This is a genomic window from Pseudomonas sp. LBUM1647 (assembly GCF_059716175.1).
Genome location: NZ_CP166809.1, coordinates 3,276,646 through 3,295,260, shown reverse-complemented (window position 1 = coordinate 3,295,260; position 18,615 = coordinate 3,276,646). Strand labels below are relative to the sequence as shown.

The following is an 18,615-nucleotide window of genomic DNA, read 5'->3' as shown; positions in this document are numbered from 1 at the left end:
TTATCGTCCACCACCGAGGTCTATAAACGTCCCGGTCGCATAAGACGCCTTGTCCGACAGCAACCACACAATCGCCTCAGCCACTTCTTCCGGACGCCCGCCCCGAGCCATCGGAATCGCCGACTCCAGCTTGCTGACCCGATCCGGGTCACCGCTCAACGCATGGAAATCGGTGTAGATGTAACCAGGGCGCACGGCGTTGACGCGGATGCCTTCGCCAGCCACTTCTTTGGACAGGCCGATGGTGAAGGTATCGAGCGCACCTTTGGAGGCGGCGTAGTCGACGTATTCACTGGGCGCGCCCAGGCGTGAGGCCACCGAGGACACGTTAACGATGCTGCCACCCTGCCCGCCATGCTTGGGCGACATGCGCAGGATCGCGTGTTTGGCGCAGAGGATCGGCGCCAGGACGTTGGTTCTGAGGATTTTGAGAATACGGAATTCGGACATTTCATCGACTCGGGACTTATGCCCGACGGTGCCGGCGTTATTCACCAGTGCCGTGACCCGGCCCAACTCAGTGTCCACGCGGTGGAACAGCGCGATCACTTCATCTTCGATGCTGACGTCAGCGCGCACCGCGATGGCTTGGGCGCCGAGGGCGCGGACTTGTTCCAGCACAGTTTGCGCAGCGGATTCGTCGGCCAGGTAGTTGATGCAGATCCGATAGCCTTGTTCGGCGGCCAACAGGGCTGTGGCGGCGCCGATACCGCGGCTGCCGCCAGTGATGACGATGACTTTGTCCATGCGAAATTTCCCCCATTCCAAGCGTTAGCAGTCGGGGCCAAGAATAACCGTCATCGCTGGCTTTTGCATGGGCTCACATCAATCACAGTGTTCTCAACTCACCGCCAATTGCTCTGCACGCAGAATATCTACCATGAAACGTTCGGCCGGCAGCGGGTGCCCGAGCAGATAACCCTGAAGCGAATCACACCCGAGTTGCGTCAGGAAGTCTTGCTGCGAGTTGGTTTCCACCCCTTCGGCGACGATCCGCAACCCCAGTGCCTGGCCGAGGGCGACGATGGCGGAAACGATGGCGGCGTCATCGCTGTCACGCTCCAGGTCGCGGACAAAACCACGATCGATCTTAAGTTCGTTGGCGGGTAAGCGCTTGAGGTACATCAAGCTCGAATAGCCGGTGCCAAAGTCGTCGATCGACAGATCGACACCCATTGTCGACAGTTCCTGAAGCACCGTCATGCTCGCATCGGCATCGCTCATGGCGGTGGTTTCTGTGATCTCGAGGGTCAGGCTGTTGGCCGGCAAATGGTGAGTGGCCAAGGCTTTGGCGACGCTCTGGACCAGACCCACGTGGCAGAACTGCAAGGCTGAAAGGTTCACCGCGATGCGCCAGTCGGTGTACCCGAGTACGTACCACTCGCGCATCTGACGGCAGGCTTCGTTGAGCACCCACTCGCCAATCGGAATGATCAGCCCGGTTTTTTCCGCCAGTTCGATGAACTTGTCCGGGAGCAACATGCCCTGGGTCGGGTGCACCCAGCGCAGCAACGCCTCGGCGCCGACCGGTCGACCATTGTTGGCATCGAACTTGGGTTGGTAATAGAGACTGAATTGCTGCTGATCAATGGCGATACGCAAGTCCTGCAATAACTGCAGCTGTTTGCGCGCGTTGCTGTTCATCGAGGCATCGAAGAAGCTGTAGCCGTTTTTGCCGGCGCCCTTGGCGTGGTACATCGCCGCGTCAGAGTTCATCAGCAATTCCTCGGCGGTTTCACCGTTGCCCGGATAGATCGCGATGCCGACGCTGGCGGAAATCTGCAAGTCATGTTCGCCGACCCGGAACGAACGCCCGATCAGCCCGACCTGACGGGCCGCCAGGTTCAATGCGTCATTCTGCTCGCCGAGTTGCACCAGTAATACGAACTCATCACCGCCGATCCGTGCCAGGGTGTCCTGGCTGCGCAAATCCTCGCGCAGGCGCAAGCCGACCTCACGCAACAACAGATCGCCCATATGGTGCCCAAAGGCATCGTTGACCGGTTTGAAACCGTCCAGATCGATGAACATCAACGCGAAACAACCGCCCTGCTCCTGCACCATCGACATCGCCTGATCGATGCGATCAGCCAGCAACACGCGATTCGGCAGGCCGGTCAGGGTGTCATGCAGGGCCAGTTGGGTCAGTTCGCGGTTGGCCTTGGTCAATGAGTGGGCAAGTCCTGCGGTGCGGGCCTCAAGGCGCGCATCGAGGATCGAGGTCAACAAGGCAAGGCTCAACACTGCCAGGGTAGTGATCAGCACCAGATTGTCCAGGCCCTTGCCGTTCAGGCCGCTGACGGCCGCGCCACAGAAGCTGCCATCCGGGAAACGCGCCGCTGCCATGCCGGTGTAGTGCATGCCGACGATCGCGAGGCCCATGATCACCGCCGCACCGCCACGGATCAGGCCGACATAAGGTGTGTGTTGGCGCAGGCGGAAAGCGATCCACAACGCGGCGCCCGAGGCGACCACGGCGATCAGCAGCGAGGCGCCGAACAGCGTCGGATCGTAATCGATACCCGGCTGCATTCGCATGGCAGCCATGCCGGTGTAGTGCATGGCGCTGATCCCGCTGCCCATGACCAGCGCGCCGAATGCCAATTGCCAGGCTGGCAATTTTGGCTGGCTGACCAGCCACAGGGCAAAGCCGCAGGACAGGATGCCAATCAGCAGTGACAGCAACGTAATGCCGACGTCGTAACCGAGGTCGATGGGCAATTTGAACGCGAGCATGCCGATGAAATGCATCGACCACACGCCAACCCCCATGGCAAAGGCGCCGCCCGCCGTCCATAGATGCACGGCCCGGCCCTTGGCCGTGGCGATGCGTTCGGTCAGGTCGAGCGCGGTATAGGAGGCGAGAATCGCCACAAAAAGCGAGATGATAACCAGCGTGGGGGAATAGCTACCGATAAGCATGAGACTACTCGCGACAGCCCTCCGTACTGCTTCCATTCTCGGGGGGCAAATTGGGCGATTGTACTGATTGCGCAAAAGAACGCACTGACAAAATAAGCAAAAGGCCATCAAGCCGATGAAACACTTGTTTGACACCTCGCGACGGCCGCGTCCGGCAGTAGCAGTTGCGTTGTGGCGAGGGGATTTATCCCCGTTGGGCTGCGAAGCGGCCCCTGTTTTTCCAGCCACACCGCGTCCAATGGATTACGACTGCTTCGCAGCCGAACGGGGATAAATCCCCTCGCCACATCGAGTTGTCGTCAGAGAAGTGGGCGCTACTCTTTTTCACTCACTTGCAACGCCCCATCCCAGCCACCACCCAATGCAGCAATTAACTGCACGCTGGCAATCAACCGGCTCTGCAACAGGCTCAGCACGCTGCGTTCATTGTTCAACGCTGTGGCCTGAACGACCACCACATCGAGATAAGCGATCACCCCGGCCTTGTACTGGTTCTCGGTCAGACGCAAAGACTCACGCGCCGCGTTCAGTGCTTCCTGGCGCACGCCCGCTTCGTCTTCCAGAACCTTGAGCTGCACCAGATAGTTTTCCACTTCGCGGAAGCCATCGAGCACGGTCTGGCGGTACTTGGCCACTGTTTCGTCGTAGGCCGCTTCGCTGCGGTCAACTTCCGCTGAGCGCTGACCGCCGTCGAACAAGGTCATGGCCAATTGCGGTCCGACCGACCAGAAGCGGTTCGGCACGCTGATCCAGTTCGAAGAGGTGCTGCTGCTGTAACCACCGTTCAGACTCAGGGTGAAGTCCGGGTAATAGGCCGCCTTGGCCACGCCGATGTTGGCATTGGCGGCCATCACCGAGCGTTCAGCGGAGGCGATGTCCGGGCGGCGCTCGAGCAATTGCGAAGGCAGGCTCAGCGGTATCTCGGGCAACGCTGGGATGTTTTTGGTTTCAGCCAGGTTGAACTCGGCCGGCGGTAGCCCGATCAGTACGGCAATGGCGTTCTCGAATTGAGCACGCTGCCAGATCAAATCAACCATGTCAGCCTGGGTGCTTTTGAGCTGAGTCTGGGCCTGCGCCACAGCATCCTTGCCGGAGACACCGGCGCGATACTGGTTTTCGGTCATTTTCAGCGAGCGCTGATAGGCCTCGACCGTCGCTTCCAGCAGGCGTTTCTGCTCGTCGATCACGCGCAGTTGCAGATAGTTCTGCACCAGTTCCGACTGCTGGCTCAAGCGCATCGCCGCCAGATCGGCAAAACTCGCCTCGGCGTTGGCGGTGTCGGCTTCAAGGCCTCGGCGCAGTTTCCCCCAAACGTCGGCCTCCCAACTGACTCCGGCCTGTGCGGTGTAAGTGTCGCGAATCCCGCTGGAAGAACTGGTCAGGCTCGAACTGCTGCTGCCGGTGCCCTGGCTGGAGCGGTTTTTCCCGACGGTCAGGTCCACGGTGGGGAAAAACGCGCCACGGGCACTGCGCACCAAGGCCTGGGCCTGACGGTACTGGGCTTCGGATTGCGCGACAGTCTGGTTGGAACTGTTGAGTTGTTCGATCAGGCCATTGAGCTGCTGATCGCCATACAACTCCCACCAGGCGCCTCGGGCCAGGGAATCGCTGGGATTGGCCTGACGCCAGCCTGCCGCTTCCTTATATTGCGCCGGCGCAGCCGCTTGCGGGCGCTGGTAATCCGGGCCGATGGCGCAGGCGCTGAGCATCGCCACGCACAGCGCCAGGCTCAACAAACGCGAGCCTCGGGCCGTTACCAGCGGTGCAGCCAGAGTGATAAGCGAACGGTCAGTCATAGCGGAGTTTCCAGAGCAGCATCGGTACGTACCCCACGCCAGTGGTTGAAGCGATGGCGCAGTTTGTCGAGATAGAGGTAAACCACTGGGGTGGTGTAAAGGGTCAGCACCTGGCTGAAGATCAGCCCGCCAATGATGGTCAGGCCCAATGGCTGACGCATTTCCGCACCTTCGGCGCGGCTCAGCAGCAACGGCAACGCGCCGAGGATCGCCGCCAGGGTGGTCATCAGAATCGGCCGCAGACGTTGCAAGCAAGCGCTGCGAATCGATTCCAGCGGCGCCATGCCCTGATGCCGTTCCAGCTGCAAGGCCAGGTCGATCATCAGAATGGCGTTTTTCTTCACCACGCCGATCAGCAGGAACAGCCCGAGCAACGAGATCAGACTGAACTCACCGCCCAGCGCATAAATCGACAGCAACGCGCCGACCCCGGCCGACGGCAAGGTCGAGAGAATGGTCAGCGGATGGATGTAGCTTTCATACAGCACACCGAGCACCAGATACACCGCCACCAGCGCCCCGAGAATCATCCACGGCTGGCTCTGCTGGGTCGCGGCAAAGGCGTCGGCGGTGCCTGCCATTTTCACGATCACGTCTTCCGGCATACCCAGTCTGGCAATGGCCCGCTCAATGGCTGCCGTGCCCTGCTCCACCGTCACGCCTTCGGCCATGTCGAAGGAAATGCTCTCGGAGGCGAACTGGCCTTCGTGGCTGACGCGGTCGTCTTCCAGGCTGTTTTCGTAATGAGCGATGGTCGAGAGCGGAATCCGCGCACCGTCAGCGGTGATCACCTGAACCTGTTTGAGGGTGATCGGGTCCTGGGCATATTTCGGATTGACCTCCATGACCACCTGATACTGGTTAAGGCTGTCGTAAATCGTCGAAATCTGCCGCTGGCTGTAGGCGTTGTTCAGCACCGCGGTGACCATGTCCATGTCGACGCCCAGGCGTTTGGCCTGATCACGGTCGACGATCAGGGTCACCTGTTGGGCGCCGCGCCCTTCACGGGCGTCAATCGCTGTCAGCTCCGGCAACGCCTTGAGTGCGGTAACGACTTTCGGATACCACTCGCGCAACTCGCCAAGATCGGCGCTTTGCAGGATGTAGGAATACTGGGACGTGGTCTGTTCACGACCGCCACCAAACTGCAGGTCCTGATCGGCCATCAGCATCAGTTGCGCACCGGCGACCTTGGGCATTTCCTTGCGAAGGCGTTCGATGACCTTTTGCGCAGAAATATTTCGCTCCTTGATCGGTTTCAGCCGCACCAGCATGAAGGCGTTGTTGGTGCCGTTGGTGCCGCCAATGAAGCCGGCGACGCTTTGCACCGCGTCATCCTTGAGCACGGCACGGCGGAAGGTTTCCATTTTCGGCTGCATCACGCTGAATGACAGCCCGTCGTCGCCGCGCACGAAACCGATCAGCTGCCCCGTGTCCTGTTGAGGCATAAATGTTTTAGGAACAACGACATACAACGCAATGTTAACGCCGACTGTCACGAAAAGGCTAAGCAAGGTCAACCGGCGGTGACGCAGCACCCAGTCAAGGCTTGTGGCGTATTTGCCGACCATCCACTCGTTGGCGCGCTGACTCCAGCGCTGCAAACGGTTTTCCTCGCCCGGCGTATGCGGCTTGAGCCAGCGGGCGCAGAGCATCGGAGTCAGCGTCAAGGAAACCACCAGCGACACCACGATGGACGCCGCCAACGTAATGGAAAACTCTCGAAACAGGCTTTCGACAATCCCGCCCATGAACAGGATCGACAGGAACACCGCCACCAGCGAGACGTTCATCGACAGCAAGGTGAAGCCGACTTCCTGCGCCCCGAGGTACGCGGCCTTCATCGGCGGTACGCCTTTGTCGATGTGCCGCGAAATGTTCTCCAGCACCACAATGGCATCGTCCACCACCAGGCCGGTGGCCAGAATCAGCGCCATCAGCGACAGGTTGTTCAGGGAGAATCCGTAGAGGTACATCACCGCAAAGGTGCCGACCAGCGACACAGGCACCGCGAGGGTCGGAATCAACGAGGCGCGGAAGTTACCGAGGAACAGGAACACCACCAGAATCACCAGCGCCACGGCAATCAGCAGGGTCATTTCCGCTTCGTGCAAGGTCGCCTTGATCACCGGCGACCGGTCCATCGCCACGTTCAGCTTCACGCTGGCCGGCAACACGGCCTGCAACGCCGGCAGTTGAGCCTTGATTTCGTTGACCGTCTCGATGATGTTGGCGCCGGCCTGGCGGTTGATCACCAACAGTACCGCCGCGTCGTTGTTGAAGAAGCCGCTGTTGTAGCGGTCTTCGACGCCGTCGCTGACCTTGGCCACGTCCTTCAGGCGCAGGGCCGCGCCGTCCGCGTAGTGAATGATCAGCGACTCGTAATCCTTGGCTTTCTCGAGTTGATCGTTGGCCTGAACCTGCCACAACCGCTGGCCATCTTCGACCGAGCCCTTGGGACGACGCACGTTGGCGTTGGCGATGGTGTTACGCACATCGTCCAGCGCCACACCGTACTGGTTGAGCGCCTGCGGTTCGAGCTCGATGCGCACCGCCGGCAAAGAACTGCCGCCGATCTGCACTTCACCCACGCCCTGCACCTGAGACAGGCTCTGGGACAGAATCGTCGAGGCCAAATCGTAGAGCTGGCCCTTTTCCAGCACGTCGGAGGTCAGCGACAGCACCATGATCGGCGCCTGAGACGGGTTGACCTTCTTGTAGGTCGGCATGCTGCGCATCCCGCTCGGCAGCAGGTTGCGCGAAGCGTTGATTGCCGCCTGCACTTCCCGCGCCGCGCCGTTGATGTCGCGGTCCAGGTCGAACTGCAAAATCACCCGGGTCGAGCCCTGACTGGAGCGGCTGCTCATGGTGTTGACCCCGGCAATGGCGCCGAAGGAACGCTCAAGCGGCGTGGCCACAGTCGAGGCCATGACCTCCGGGCTCGCACCGGGCAGACTCGCCTGAACCACAATCACCGGAAAGTCCATCTGCGGCAACGGCGCCACCGGCAACAGGCCGAAGCTCACGCCGCCCAGCAGCAGGATCGCCAGGCTCAGCAACATCGTAGCGACCGGGCGTTTGATGAAAGGTCCGGACAGGTTCATGGCTGTTCTGCCGCTTCCACGGCTTCAGGCTTGCGACCCCAGCGCCGACCGAGGCGGTCGAAATACAGATAGATGACCGGAGTGGTAAACAGCGTCAGCACCTGACTCACCAACAAGCCACCCACCATCACCAGACCCAACGGTTGACGCAATTCCGCACCTGAACCGGTCGCCAGCATCAGTGGCACCGCGCCGAACAACGCGGCCAGTGTAGTCATCAGAATCGGCCGGAAACGCAGCAGCGCCGCCTGATAGATCGCCGTTTCCGGGTCCATGCCCTGATTGCGTTCAGCGTCGAGGGCGAAGTCGATCATCATGATCGCGTTCTTTTTCACGATACCGATCAACAAAATGATGCCGATGATCGCGATCATGCCCAGATCATTCCCACTCAACAGCAACGCCAGCAAGGCACCGACCGCCGCCGAGGGCAAGGTCGAGAGAATGGTGATCGGGTGGATGTAGCTCTCGTAGAGCACGCCGAGCACGATGTACATGGTGACCACCGCCGCCAGGATCAGCAGCAGGGTGCTCGACAGCGAGGCCTGGAATGCCTCGGCCGCGCCCTGGAACTGGGTCTGCACGCCAATCGGCATGCCGATGTCTTTCTGCACCTGGTCGATGATCTCCACCGCATGCCCCAGCGCCACACCGGGCGCGAGGTTGAAGGACATCATCACTGCAGGGAACTGACCGATGTGAGTGATCGCCAGTTGGGCCTGACGCTCCTCGATGTGCGCCAGACTGGACAGGCGCACTTGCCCGCCGTCGGTGGTTTTCACGTGAATCTGATTCAGCGCCTCCGGACCGATCTTCTCGTCGGACTGCGATTGCAGCACCACGCGGTACTGGCTGGCCTGGGTGTAGATGGTGGAAATCTGTCGCTGACCGAAGGCGTCGTACAGCGCATCGGTGATGTTCGACACTGACACACCGACCCGCGACGCCGCATCGCGGTCAATCACCAGATAGACCTGCAAGCCCTTGTCCTGCAAATCGCTGGCAACGTCGGTCAGCTCCGGCCGTTGGGCCAGTGCGTCCACCAGACGACCGCTCCACAGACTCAGCAACTCCGAGTCCGGCGACGACATGCTGAACTGATATTGAGTCCGGCTGACGCGGTCTTCGATGGTCAGGTCCTGCACCGGTTGCATGAACAGGCGGATGCCGGTGAGCTTGTCCAGTTCCGGTTGCAGACGTGCAATCACTTCGGTGGCGCTCAGATCGCGATTGCTGTGGGATTTGAGGTTGATCAGCAGACGACCGCTGTTCAGCGTCGAGTTGTCACCGTCGACGCCGATGTAGGACGACAAGCTCTCCACCGCCGGATCCGCCAGGATCACTTTGGCCAGTTCCTGCTGACGTTCACTCATGGCGGCGAAGGAAATCGACTGCGGCGCCTCGGAAATCCCTTGGATCACCCCGGTGTCCTGCACCGGGAAGAAACCCTTGGGCACCACCATGTAAAGGAATACGGTCAACGCCAGCGTGCCGATCGCCACCAGCAGGGTCAGCGGTTGATGCTTGAGAACCCACTTTAACTTGCGCCCGTAAGCCGCGATCATCCAATCAATTGTGGCGCCGCTGGCCCGGTAGAAACGGCCCTGTTCTTCTTCCTTGGGTTCACGCTTGAGCAGCCGCGCGCACATCATTGGCGTCAGGGTCAGGGAGACGACAAGGGAAATCAGGATCGCCACCGCCAGAGTGATCGCAAATTCACGGAACAGCCGCCCCACCACGTCGGCCATGAACAGCAACGGGATCAGTACTGCAATCAGCGACAGGGTCAGGGAGATCAGGGTGAAGCCGATCTGCTTGGCGCCCTTGAGCGCCGCATTCAGGGGACTGTCGCCCTCTTCGATAAATCGGGAAATGTTCTCCAGCATGACGATCGCATCGTCCACCACAAAACCGGTGGCGATGGTCAGTGCCATCAGAGTCAGGTTGTTGACCGAGAAACCCGCGAGGTACATCACGCCGAAGGTGCCGATCAGCGACAGTGGGACCGCGACCGACGGAATGATCGTGGCGCTGGCCCGACGCAGGAACAGGAAGGTCACCATCACGACCAGCGCAATGGCGATCAACAATTCGTGCTGCACGTCGGTGACCGAGGCGCGGATGGTCTGGGTGCGGTCAGTCAGCACGGTGACTTCGAGACCGGCCGGCAGGTTGTCGGTGATGCTCGGCAGCAGGGCTTTGATCCGGTCAACCACTTCGATGACGTTGGCGCCAGGCTGACGCTGGATATTCAGCAGCACGGCCTGATTTTCGTTGGCCCACGCCGCCAGACGTTCGTTTTCCGCGCCATCGACGATCTCTGCCACGTCCTTGAGCCGCAACGGCGCGCCGTTGGCGTAGGCGAGAATCAGGTTGGCGTAGTCCTTGGGCGAGGTCAGTTGATCGTTTGCATCGAGCATCGACACCCGGGTCGGGCCGTCGAAGTTGCCCTTTGGCTGGTTGACGTTGGACGCACCGATCAAGGTACGTACGTCAGACAGGTTCAAGCCATTGGCCGCCAGCGCCTCGGGGTTGACCTTGATCCGCACGGCCTGACGCTGGCCGCCGGCAATGCTGACCATGCCGACGCCGCTGATCTGGGCAATTTTCTGTGCCATGCGCGTGTCGACCAAATCATTGAGCTTGGGCAGCAGCATGGTCTTGGAGGTGATGGCCAGGGTCAGCACCGGGGTGTCCGCCGGGTTGACCTTGTTGTACACCGGCGGCGCCGGCAGGTCCTTGGGCAGCAAATTGGTCGCAGCGTTGATCGCCGCCTGCACCTGCTGCTCGGCGACGTCCATGTTGATGTCGAGGCTGAAACGCAGGGTCAGCACCGAAGCACCGCCGGAACTGGTCGAAGCCATCTGGGTCAGGCCGGGCATCTGCCCGAATTGACGCTCAAGGGGCGCGGTCACGGCGCTGGTCATGACATCCGGGCTGGCGCCGGGATACAGCGTCATGACGCGGATGGTCGGGTAATCGACCTGAGGCAATGCCGACACCGGCAACAGCCGATAGGCGATCACGCCAGCCAGGATAATGGCCAGCATGCTCAGGGTCGTGGCGACCGGGCGAAGGATGAACAGCCGCGAGATGTTCATGCGCCGCCCTTTTTCGCCTTGTCGGTGGTCGTCGCGTCAGGCGCGGTGGTGGCCGATTTGCCTTGCAGGTGCCCGGTCGGGGTGGTCGGTACATCCTTGGTGTCGTTGACCACTTCCACTTCGCTGCCTTCCTTCAAGCGGTCGGTGCCTTCAAGGACCACGCGATCCCCAGGGGCCAGGCCTTCAGTAATCACGGTGTTTTCACCGTCACTGGCGCCGACTTTCAACTGACGAATCGCGACTTTCTTGTCGCCGTCCAGGGCGTAGACAAACGTGCCGTTGGTGCCGAACTGAATCGCTGCCGAAGGCGCGAGCACCACGTCTTTGAGGGTGTCGGCCAGCAGATGGACGTTGACGAACTGATTAGGGAACAGCGCCTGATCACGGTTCTCGTAGCGAGCCTTGAATTTGAGGGTGCCGGTGGTGACGTCGATCTGGTTGTCCAGGCTCTGCAAGACGCCAGTGGCCTGCAACTTGGTGTCGCCACGGTCCCAGGCTTCAGCCGGCAACTTGGCGCCGGTGCGGTAGCGCGCCAGTACAACGTCGAGGCTGTTTTCCGGCAAGGTGAAGGCAACGCTGATCGGTTGGGTCTGGGTGATGATCACCAGCGCGGTGGTGTCGTTGGCTGCCACCAGGTTGCCGACATCCAGCTGACGCAAGCCCACACGCCCGGCAATCGGAGCACGGATCTTGGTGAATTCCAGATTGAGCTTGGCGTCGTTGACCGCCGCCTGATTGGTTTTGACCGTGCCCTGATACTGGCCCACCAGCGCTTCGGCGGTGTCCAGGGTCTGCTTGGCGATACTGTCTTCGCGATACAGGCCGCGATAGCGTTCCACATCGACCTGGGCGTTTTTCAGTTGTGCCTGGTTCTGCAGCAACGTGCCCTCGGCCTGAAGCAAGGCGTTCTGGTAAGGACGCGGGTCGATTTCAGCCAGCAGATCGCCAGCCTTGACCATCTGCCCTTCCTCGAATGAGATCTTCATCAGCTCACCACCGACGCGGCTGCGCACATTAATGGTGTTCAGCGCCGTCACGGTGCCCAGCGCCTTGTAGTACAGCGGGAAGTCGCCCTTGACCGCCGGCGCGACACGCACTGGAACAGGTCCGGTCGCCCCGCCGAAACCCGGACGCATCCCCCCCGACCTGCCGGTATGCCCGGCAACGGCTTTTTGCCCTGCGCCCTCTTTTTGGGCAGAGCCGGCGGGCCAGAATTTCCAGCACAGGCCAGCGATGACCAACAGGACAAGCAGGCCAAACAGCCAGCGACGGGGACTACGGGAAACGGAGGATTGCATGGAATGATCAACCATTGGGCGCGTGGGCTTCTTTACAGGAGGCTGAACGATAAGCACTGGCGGGCATTAAGCAAAGCGGCTTTACCGGCAATTTACCTTCGGCTTACGTAACAGGAGATTTCTCTAAGACACTGAAGCACAAATGAAAACGGCCTGGACAGGGCCAGGCCGTTAACAATTGTAAAACGACTCTTACTTCAGAACAGCAAGTGCCGCTTCGTAGTTAGGTTCTTCAGCGATTTCCTTGACCAGTTCGCTGTGCAGAACGTTGTCGTTTTCGTCCAGAACCACGACGGCACGGGCAGTCAGGCCTTTGAGCGGGCCGTCAGCGATGGCAACGCCGTAGTTCTCGATGAACTCGGCACCGCGCAGGGTCGACAGGTTCTGTACGTTTTCCAGGCCTTCGGCGCCGCAGAAACGCGCTTGAGCGAACGGCAGGTCAGCGGAGATGCACAGCACGACAGTGTTGGCGACATCACTGGCCTGAGCGTTGAACTTGCGAACCGAAGTCGCGCAGGTCGGGGTATCAACGCTTGGGAAAATGTTCAGCACTTTGCGCTTGCCGGCGAAGCTCGCCAGGGTCACGTCGGACAGATTGCCGGCAACCAGGGAAAAGGCTGGCGCCTTGGAACCGGCTTGTGGCAGTTGACCGTTGACTTGAACCGGGGAGCCTTTAAGAGTGACTTGAGCCATGAACGGAGTCCTTCTGAACGTTGTTGTAGAGAATTTTGAAGAGGCCGAAGTTAACCACGAAATGGCCCGACGACCTATGCCCAGATACAAATTGTGAAGTGTCGCCCCCTGAATTGGATACAACTCTGACAATCAACACTAAACCTGTGGGAGCGAGCTTGCTCCGGGCGGCGATCCGACGATGGCGGACTGGCAGTCACCCCATATGTTGAATGTTATACCGCTATCGCGAGCAAGCTCGCTCCCACAGGGTCGGTGTACAGCGTACCGCCCTCGCCGGCCGCTACCCGGTGTTCATGACGAAAGGCAGCCAGCGGCCCCTTGATCATTTCGTCGATGATTAATTCCGAAAAAAAATCTGCTCAATCAATGGTCTTCCGTAAGAAGCGCTGTCGATTCAGACGATGGCCATTCGACTAGTCAGTGAGTCACTCACATCCAGCGGAGATAAGACCATGCGATTCATGATCATTGTGAAAGCCAGCCAGGATTCCGAGGCCGGCGTGATGCCCAGCGAGGAACTGATGACCGCGATGGGCAACTACAACGAGGAACTGGTCAAAGCCGGCATCCTCATCGAGTGCGATGGCCTGCAACCCAGCAGCAAAGGCGCCCGTGTGCGTTTCTCGGGTGACCAGCGCACGGTGATCGACGGCCCGTTCGCCGAAACCAAGGAGCTGATCGCCGGCTACTGGATATGGCAGGTGAAGTCGAAACAGGAGGCGATTGAGTGGGTCAAGCGCTGCCCCAACCCGATGCCAGGCACCGACGCCGAGATCGAGATTCGCCAGGTGTACGAGGCGGAGGATTTCGGGGACGAGTTCACACCGGAGCTGCGGGAGCATGAAGAACGACTGCGTGCGCAGGTGAAGAAACGCTGAATAGCAGCGCAGCCGCGATCACGTCCTGGATATTTTCTTGTTATCGACGGACGTGATCTTACGCTTGGCGCTCACCCGCTAAACCGGGTACTCACGCCGATCCCTGAACATGACGTAAAGCGGGTCCAGACCTGACTCAGGCGGGAAGACCACAACATAGTCATTGAACTGAATCGCTTTGATATCGCTGAGCGGCTCCAATAGTGGCGCGGACGGAGATCGCAGGAATCCCAACCTGTATTCGGGCGCTGGCGCCAGGTCAGGAATGTTTTCAAGGGTGCCTGGCGCAATCCAGTTGATCGTTACCGGTGCCACTCCGTCGGCGGTGAAACGGAACGCGTGCAGATGCTCATCCCAAACGGCAGCACGTACTCGGACAGTTGATGGCAACACGTTGCCATTGGTGGGTGTGAGAACGACCTGTAGCAACATCGTTATTTCTCTGAGACCTCTCATCAGGGTGCCCGCGGGTACGGAGCAAGAACCGCTGCTGACTCTAAAAGGAATGTCGACTTCGGCCCGAGTCATGGCCAATCTTTGCCAGTCCTGCCCCTCAATCGGCAGCAATTCGACAAGGGGAATGCTCAGCCCATAGACCTCGGTTTCCGCACGACTGGAAAAATCAAACTGCAGGATCGCTGCGTACTGCCCCAAATGGCTACCGGTTGCGGAAGTCGTCTGCCACGTAAATTCCGCAACGGCCGAGCGTATGGCTTTTTGCAGGGCGACCCGATGAGTTTCCAATGGCTGCGACAAAGCACCATTGAGCAAAACACTGGGACGCGAATTAACAAAACCAAGGGGCGCTGTAAGAAGGCCCGGAGCCTGGGTTGGCCCAACACCCTCCAGACGGCGTTGGCGAACCAGTTGCCTTTGCGCGTTGATCAGTAACGCGTCGGCCTCGACTTGCAGGCCTTGCAGACGCTGCTTGATGGCGCTCAACGTCGCCAAATAGTGCGCCTCAGTGGCGGTTACCTGCTGGAGGATGTTTTGCCACTGTGCTTGCTCGGCGCGGCCGTAAGTCAGATCGCGCTGGGCAGCTTCTCTTTTGAATCTGAGCCCCATTTCCCAGAACTCGTAACGCCTGACCGCCAGACGCGATTCAAATTCAGCAGTTTCGAGACTACGGATGTCCGCCTCACGCCCACGGATGTCTACATCAGCGCTTTGTTGACTACGCAGATGCCTGATACGTCGCTCGAAAAGACCGAAGGCCGGTTCTAAAACCTGCTTCGAAACCGCGACGTCTACGGCGACTTTTTGTACCTCGGCCAGACTTTGAGCTATTCGCAGTTGCGCCACCTGCGCAAAAGTCATCGGCGTGGACGGCCATGCGGCAACGGGTGCCCGAACGGGAATGCCCTCACCCTTGAATGCGGGCATTCCCCGTTTGTGGTGCCAGTCTTTGACGTAATACATAACCGAGCCCGTGCTGGTGCCGTTGTAATCATCCTCTGCGGGATAGAACAACAAGTCTGCGCCTTTGGGGTGTCCAACGATCTGGTCGAAATGATTGATCAATCGGTCGTGGTCCTGTTTCGGCAGATCGACAGCCCAGATTCTGTTTAACAACGCCTGGAATTCCGGTTCGGTGTAATCCTTGAGAGTTGCTTTAAGTTCCATCTTTGGTTCTTCCTTTTGTCTTTTTTGCAAACTTCCGAAGAGAATGGCACCTGCTCATTTCCTTATGAGCAGGTGCCAGTTAGTCATGGGTGGCAAGTCACTCGGGTTTGAAGCCAGGTTTGTTATTGGCTGCGCGCCATTCTTTAATAACCCTCAGCACGTCTTGCGGTGTACTTTCACACCCTTCCTTAGGATGAAAAATCACGTCAGATCGATCTGGGTGTTCAGTCACTAACTCAAAATGCTGTACCCCCTTAACTATGAAGTCATCAAATGCGTCAGCGGACAAATCATCTCTTTCTTCATAAAGACCGCGCAGAAATTCTAAAAACTCGGATTCGGTGTAGTCCTGAAGTTTCTCTTTAAAAATCATCATCAACTTCCTTTTCCATGAAAATTAATATGCCGTCTAGGTGTCATCACCACCAAATTTTCCATATCGTAAACTGCCCCCCCTTGCGCAACTTCTACGAGATGATGAATTTCGAATTTAATTCGGCCTCCATTTCTATCTTCTGCCGACGCGTAAGGAGCCTTACCCATTTTCATCAAGTGCAAATCGATAGGCGTAAATTGGACCTGCAATTCTGCATCCGCCGCAACAGCCTTCCAAAACGCCCGCCTGAAGCCATGGAAATTCCTGAACTCCTTCCACCGCAATTGATCCGCAATGTACCAAGGAATCGGTGCTCCCTCTCCCCTCGCGTCATCCCCTAACCAAACCTCCGAGGCATGAGATCCCCACCCTGTCGCAGTCCCCGGATCATCCCGCCGATCTAGAAACAGAACATCCGACGAAGGCAGCTCCATATCCGCCGGATACCCAGGAATACTGGCACCAATCTGCCCTTCGTCAACAGCCGGAAACGTCTCGTTTTGCGGTAGGACCGGGATGACCGGTGCGCCGGGATAAACCGCTGGAATCGGCGGTGTGATCGGCGAGGTCGTTGGCCCGAGATGTTCGGTGCCTGGTGGAACCAAAGGGGTCCAGGTACCGCCACCCACGGGGCGAATCGGCCAGGGTAGAACCGCTGGAGTGATGCCCAGCCTCCCCTGGGTGCTTTGCGGTGTGGTGATGCTTATTTTGTCGAGGTTAAAGGGGTTCGCGCCGAGTTCTGCCCGCTCCTGATAACGCAGCTCGAATTCACGCCGTTCACCGACCCAAGTGTTTTTCGGCGCGTAGGGCGCGAAGCCTTGTTCGATGCGCTTTTTGTTCACTTCATCGAATTCGGCGACAAGCGTCGGGTGTTCACCAACCGTTCGCCACAGCGCTTCATCGAAGGCGCTGAACGACGGGATTTCCCGACCGCGAAATTGGTCGCCGATCTGCACAGGAATGGCCGCACCCTGGGCCTGGCTTGTGGCTTTCCACCAATCATACGTAGCAGGTTGACCGGTCCCGGTGACGATGCCTGAGCCCAAGGGCCGCAGGTTGAACGACATGTAGATCGGCGGCAGGCCCGGCACGCAAACGATGCAATCCTGAATGCGCAAGTCGACACCTGCCGGGATGTCCTGGATCTGCGGTGTCATCACCGCCAGACCGGCCTGACCGGAAGTGGCGACTTGAGGTATGGATTCGGGTGTGAACTGCAGGAGTCTTGGCGGTGAACCCGGGACCTCGGCGCTGTAGACACCGGTCAGCGGGTCAAGTACGGCATTGATAACCGGTACACGAGCGTCTACCTCACCACCGGTGTTAGTGACGATAATCGCGGCGCCTTCCGGCACGGCTTCGGGTTTGAGCCGGTACGCCACCTCCGCTGAACCGCCCACATCTGCGATTGACTGCAGCGCCCGACTGTCAGTAAAGCCCAGCGCTTGGGCTGGAACGCCAATACCCTGCAACAAACGCCTGCGCTGTTCCGTAGTCAACTCGCCATTGCCAAGGGTTGGCGAATAAACCATTGCAGTGACAAATACTGGCCCCGTCCTGACTACGATGCGCCCGGCATCGATGAGGGTGTCGATGGCAGCCAGGACAGCCCTTTCAAGTGCAGCGGCGACGTCTTGCGCAACCAACACACTTTCTCGAGTCAAAAACATTCCGCCGCCAGCGGCCACCGAAGTTACCGGCGCCGTCAGCGTGTTGGCCTGCCTGACCCGTTCAACCCGCGCATCTTCATCGACTTGCTGCTTGAACCGAACTCGCGCTTCGCGCTGCTCGACGAACTGCCGCTGTGCCTCCCAGACGGCCTCCCGCTTACGCCAGACAATGGTCTGCTCGGCGTGGTGCTCGGCCAGCGCAATGGATCTACCCGTGAGAGCGTTTATCTGTGCCGATAACAGTCGAGCCTCATGGGCAGCGTTGTAGGCGTTTTCCCAGGTCTGGTGGCCGTGAACGAGCGCCTCGCCGAATTGCTCCAGTCGGACCTGGTAATCGTGCAACGTGCGGGTGAGCGGATCGTGCCCATCGAATGATCGAGCAACCGCGTTTTTGCCATTGAGCTCAGCGATTTTACGGGCGATCAGCCCGTCGATTTCGCTTTTGTCTTTGGTGATGGTGTAAAGCTGCCGGCGCTCGCTCGAGTGGCTACTGGGCGGTCGTCCCGCTGCCAGAACTTCTTGTTCCAGGGTTGGCGCAAGTTGCGCGGCCCGGGCTGCAAAACGTTGGTCTACCTCGACTCTTACGGCGGAATGACGCTGCGCCAGCCCCACGAGTTGTTGATGCCGTGCCTGCACACGGGCCTGTTCCTGCGCTTGTGCAGCGGCGGCCTGTGCTTGTGCAGCAGCGGCTTGCGCCTGAGCCGCTGCTTGCGCGCTCGCTTGTTCCTTTGCCTTACGATCAGCCTCTATGGCTCGCTTTCGGGCTTTTCGCTTTCCCTTGCTGGTTTTACCAAAGCCGCCTGAAACCCCACCGCCGCCACCGAAACCGCCGCCCGAACCACCACCCGAAGCGGGCGGTCCCGACCTGATGACAACGCTCCCTGATGATCCATCGTTGAATGTGTTTTGTGCCATACAGTCACTCCTTGTCTGTAGGGCACAGCATGTCGATGGGGCGGTGGTCAGGTGCGGTACATAGTTATATGAAGTGGATTTATATCGAGTGGCTTCGCCATCTAACGGGGCGATGCGGCGCTCCGAGAAGCTCCCTCACCACATCAACAGTCCATCGATCTCAACCTCCTGTTTCGTATTAACTTTTTAGTACACATAAATCCCCACAAGCGTGTACAAAATAATCAAAGAAGCTG

General features: G+C 59.2%; 11 protein-coding genes and 1 pseudogene. 1 reads left to right on the top strand and 11 read right to left on the bottom strand.

All coding sequences use genetic code 11. From position 1 onward, the window contains the following. The 8 genes and pseudogenes from ACA059_RS14995 to ACA059_RS14960 all read right to left on the bottom strand — a co-directional run. Positions 1-747: an SDR family oxidoreductase gene (locus ACA059_RS14995; RefSeq protein WP_497634531.1), complete on the bottom strand. Its 747-nt coding sequence runs from the start codon at positions 745-747 to the stop codon at positions 1-3. A gap of 93 nt (positions 748-840) precedes the next feature. Next, complete coding sequence (locus ACA059_RS14990) at positions 841-2,922, bottom strand: bifunctional diguanylate cyclase/phosphodiesterase (RefSeq protein ID WP_497634530.1); 2,082 nt, start codon at positions 2,920-2,922, stop codon at positions 841-843. A 314-nt stretch (positions 2,923-3,236) separates the two neighbouring features. Then, positions 3,237-4,718 carry an efflux transporter outer membrane subunit gene (locus ACA059_RS14985; RefSeq protein ID WP_497634529.1) on the bottom strand — a complete coding sequence of 494 codons (1,482 nt, stop codon included), beginning with the start codon at positions 4,716-4,718 and terminating at the stop codon, positions 3,237-3,239. Then, a complete protein-coding gene (locus ACA059_RS14980) occupies positions 4,715-7,822 on the bottom strand; it encodes an efflux RND transporter permease subunit (protein WP_497634528.1) in 3,108 nt (1,035 codons plus the stop codon). Before ACA059_RS14980 ends, ACA059_RS14985 begins: the two co-directional genes overlap by 4 nt. Beyond that, complete coding sequence (locus ACA059_RS14975; protein ID WP_497634527.1) at positions 7,819-10,923, bottom strand: MdtB/MuxB family multidrug efflux RND transporter permease subunit; 3,105 nt, start codon at positions 10,921-10,923, stop codon at positions 7,819-7,821. Before ACA059_RS14975 ends, ACA059_RS14980 begins: the two co-directional genes overlap by 4 nt. Beyond that, a complete protein-coding gene (locus tag ACA059_RS14970; RefSeq protein ID WP_497634526.1) occupies positions 10,920-12,236 on the bottom strand; it encodes an MdtA/MuxA family multidrug efflux RND transporter periplasmic adaptor subunit in 1,317 nt (438 codons plus the stop codon). Before ACA059_RS14970 ends, ACA059_RS14975 begins: the two co-directional genes overlap by 4 nt. A 177-nt stretch (positions 12,237-12,413) precedes the next feature. Next, the gene (gene tpx, locus ACA059_RS14965) at positions 12,414-12,914 is read right to left on the bottom strand and encodes a thiol peroxidase (RefSeq protein ID WP_008150862.1); all 501 of its coding nucleotides are present in this window, start codon (positions 12,912-12,914) and stop codon (positions 12,414-12,416) included. Between the two features lie 245 nt (positions 12,915-13,159). Continuing rightward, positions 13,160-13,252 (bottom strand): annotated as a pseudogene (locus ACA059_RS14960) (polyketide cyclase); the annotation flags it as partial. A 117-nt stretch (positions 13,253-13,369) separates the two neighbouring features. Here ACA059_RS14960 and ACA059_RS14955 point away from each other — a divergent pair. Further along, positions 13,370-13,795 carry a YciI family protein gene (locus ACA059_RS14955; RefSeq protein WP_497634525.1) on the top strand — a complete coding sequence of 142 codons (426 nt, stop codon included), beginning with the start codon at positions 13,370-13,372 and terminating at the stop codon, positions 13,793-13,795. 78 nt (positions 13,796-13,873) lie between these two features. Here the strand turns inward: ACA059_RS14955 and ACA059_RS14950 are convergent, their stop codons facing one another. The 3 genes from ACA059_RS14950 to ACA059_RS14940 all read right to left on the bottom strand — a co-directional run bounded on the left by ACA059_RS14950 (position 13,874) and on the right by ACA059_RS14940 (position 18,379). Continuing rightward, the gene (locus ACA059_RS14950) at positions 13,874-15,418 is read right to left on the bottom strand and encodes an S-type pyocin domain-containing protein (protein ID WP_497634524.1); all 1,545 of its coding nucleotides are present in this window, start codon (positions 15,416-15,418) and stop codon (positions 13,874-13,876) included. A 97-nt stretch (positions 15,419-15,515) separates the two neighbouring features. After that, on the bottom strand, positions 15,516-15,791 hold the full coding sequence (locus ACA059_RS14945; protein ID WP_497634682.1) for a bacteriocin immunity protein: 276 nt from the start codon (positions 15,789-15,791) through the stop codon (positions 15,516-15,518). 2 nt (positions 15,792-15,793) lie between these two features. Continuing rightward, positions 15,794-18,379: a pyocin-S2/colicin E7-DNase domain-containing protein gene (locus ACA059_RS14940; protein ID WP_497634523.1), complete on the bottom strand. Its 2,586-nt coding sequence runs from the start codon at positions 18,377-18,379 to the stop codon at positions 15,794-15,796. Positions 18,380-18,615 lie beyond the last annotated feature (236 nt).

Bases quoted from the DNA above. Each gene is read 5' to 3' on its own strand.
- ACA059_RS14995 (WP_497634531.1), bottom strand. From the start codon at position 747: ATGGACAAAGTCATCGTCATCACTGGCGGCAGCCGCGGTATCGGCGCC.
- ACA059_RS14990 (WP_497634530.1), bottom strand. From the start codon at position 2,922: ATGCTTATCGGTAGCTATTCCCCCACGCTGGTTATCATCTCGCTTTTT.
- ACA059_RS14985 (WP_497634529.1), bottom strand. From the start codon at position 4,718: ATGACTGACCGTTCGCTTATCACTCTGGCTGCACCGCTGGTAACGGCC.
- ACA059_RS14980 (WP_497634528.1), bottom strand. From the start codon at position 7,822: ATGAACCTGTCCGGACCTTTCATCAAACGCCCGGTCGCTACGATGTTG.
- ACA059_RS14975 (WP_497634527.1), bottom strand. From the start codon at position 10,923: ATGAACATCTCGCGGCTGTTCATCCTTCGCCCGGTCGCCACGACCCTG.
- ACA059_RS14970 (WP_497634526.1), bottom strand. From the start codon at position 12,236: ATGGTTGATCATTCCATGCAATCCTCCGTTTCCCGTAGTCCCCGTCGC.
- tpx (WP_008150862.1), bottom strand. From the start codon at position 12,914: ATGGCTCAAGTCACTCTTAAAGGCTCCCCGGTTCAAGTCAACGGTCAA.
- ACA059_RS14955 (WP_497634525.1), top strand. From the start codon at position 13,370: ATGCGATTCATGATCATTGTGAAAGCCAGCCAGGATTCCGAGGCCGGC.
- ACA059_RS14950 (WP_497634524.1), bottom strand. From the start codon at position 15,418: ATGGAACTTAAAGCAACTCTCAAGGATTACACCGAACCGGAATTCCAG.
- ACA059_RS14945 (WP_497634682.1), bottom strand. From the start codon at position 15,791: ATGATTTTTAAAGAGAAACTTCAGGACTACACCGAATCCGAGTTTTTA.
- ACA059_RS14940 (WP_497634523.1), bottom strand. From the start codon at position 18,379: ATGGCACAAAACACATTCAACGATGGATCATCAGGGAGCGTTGTCATC.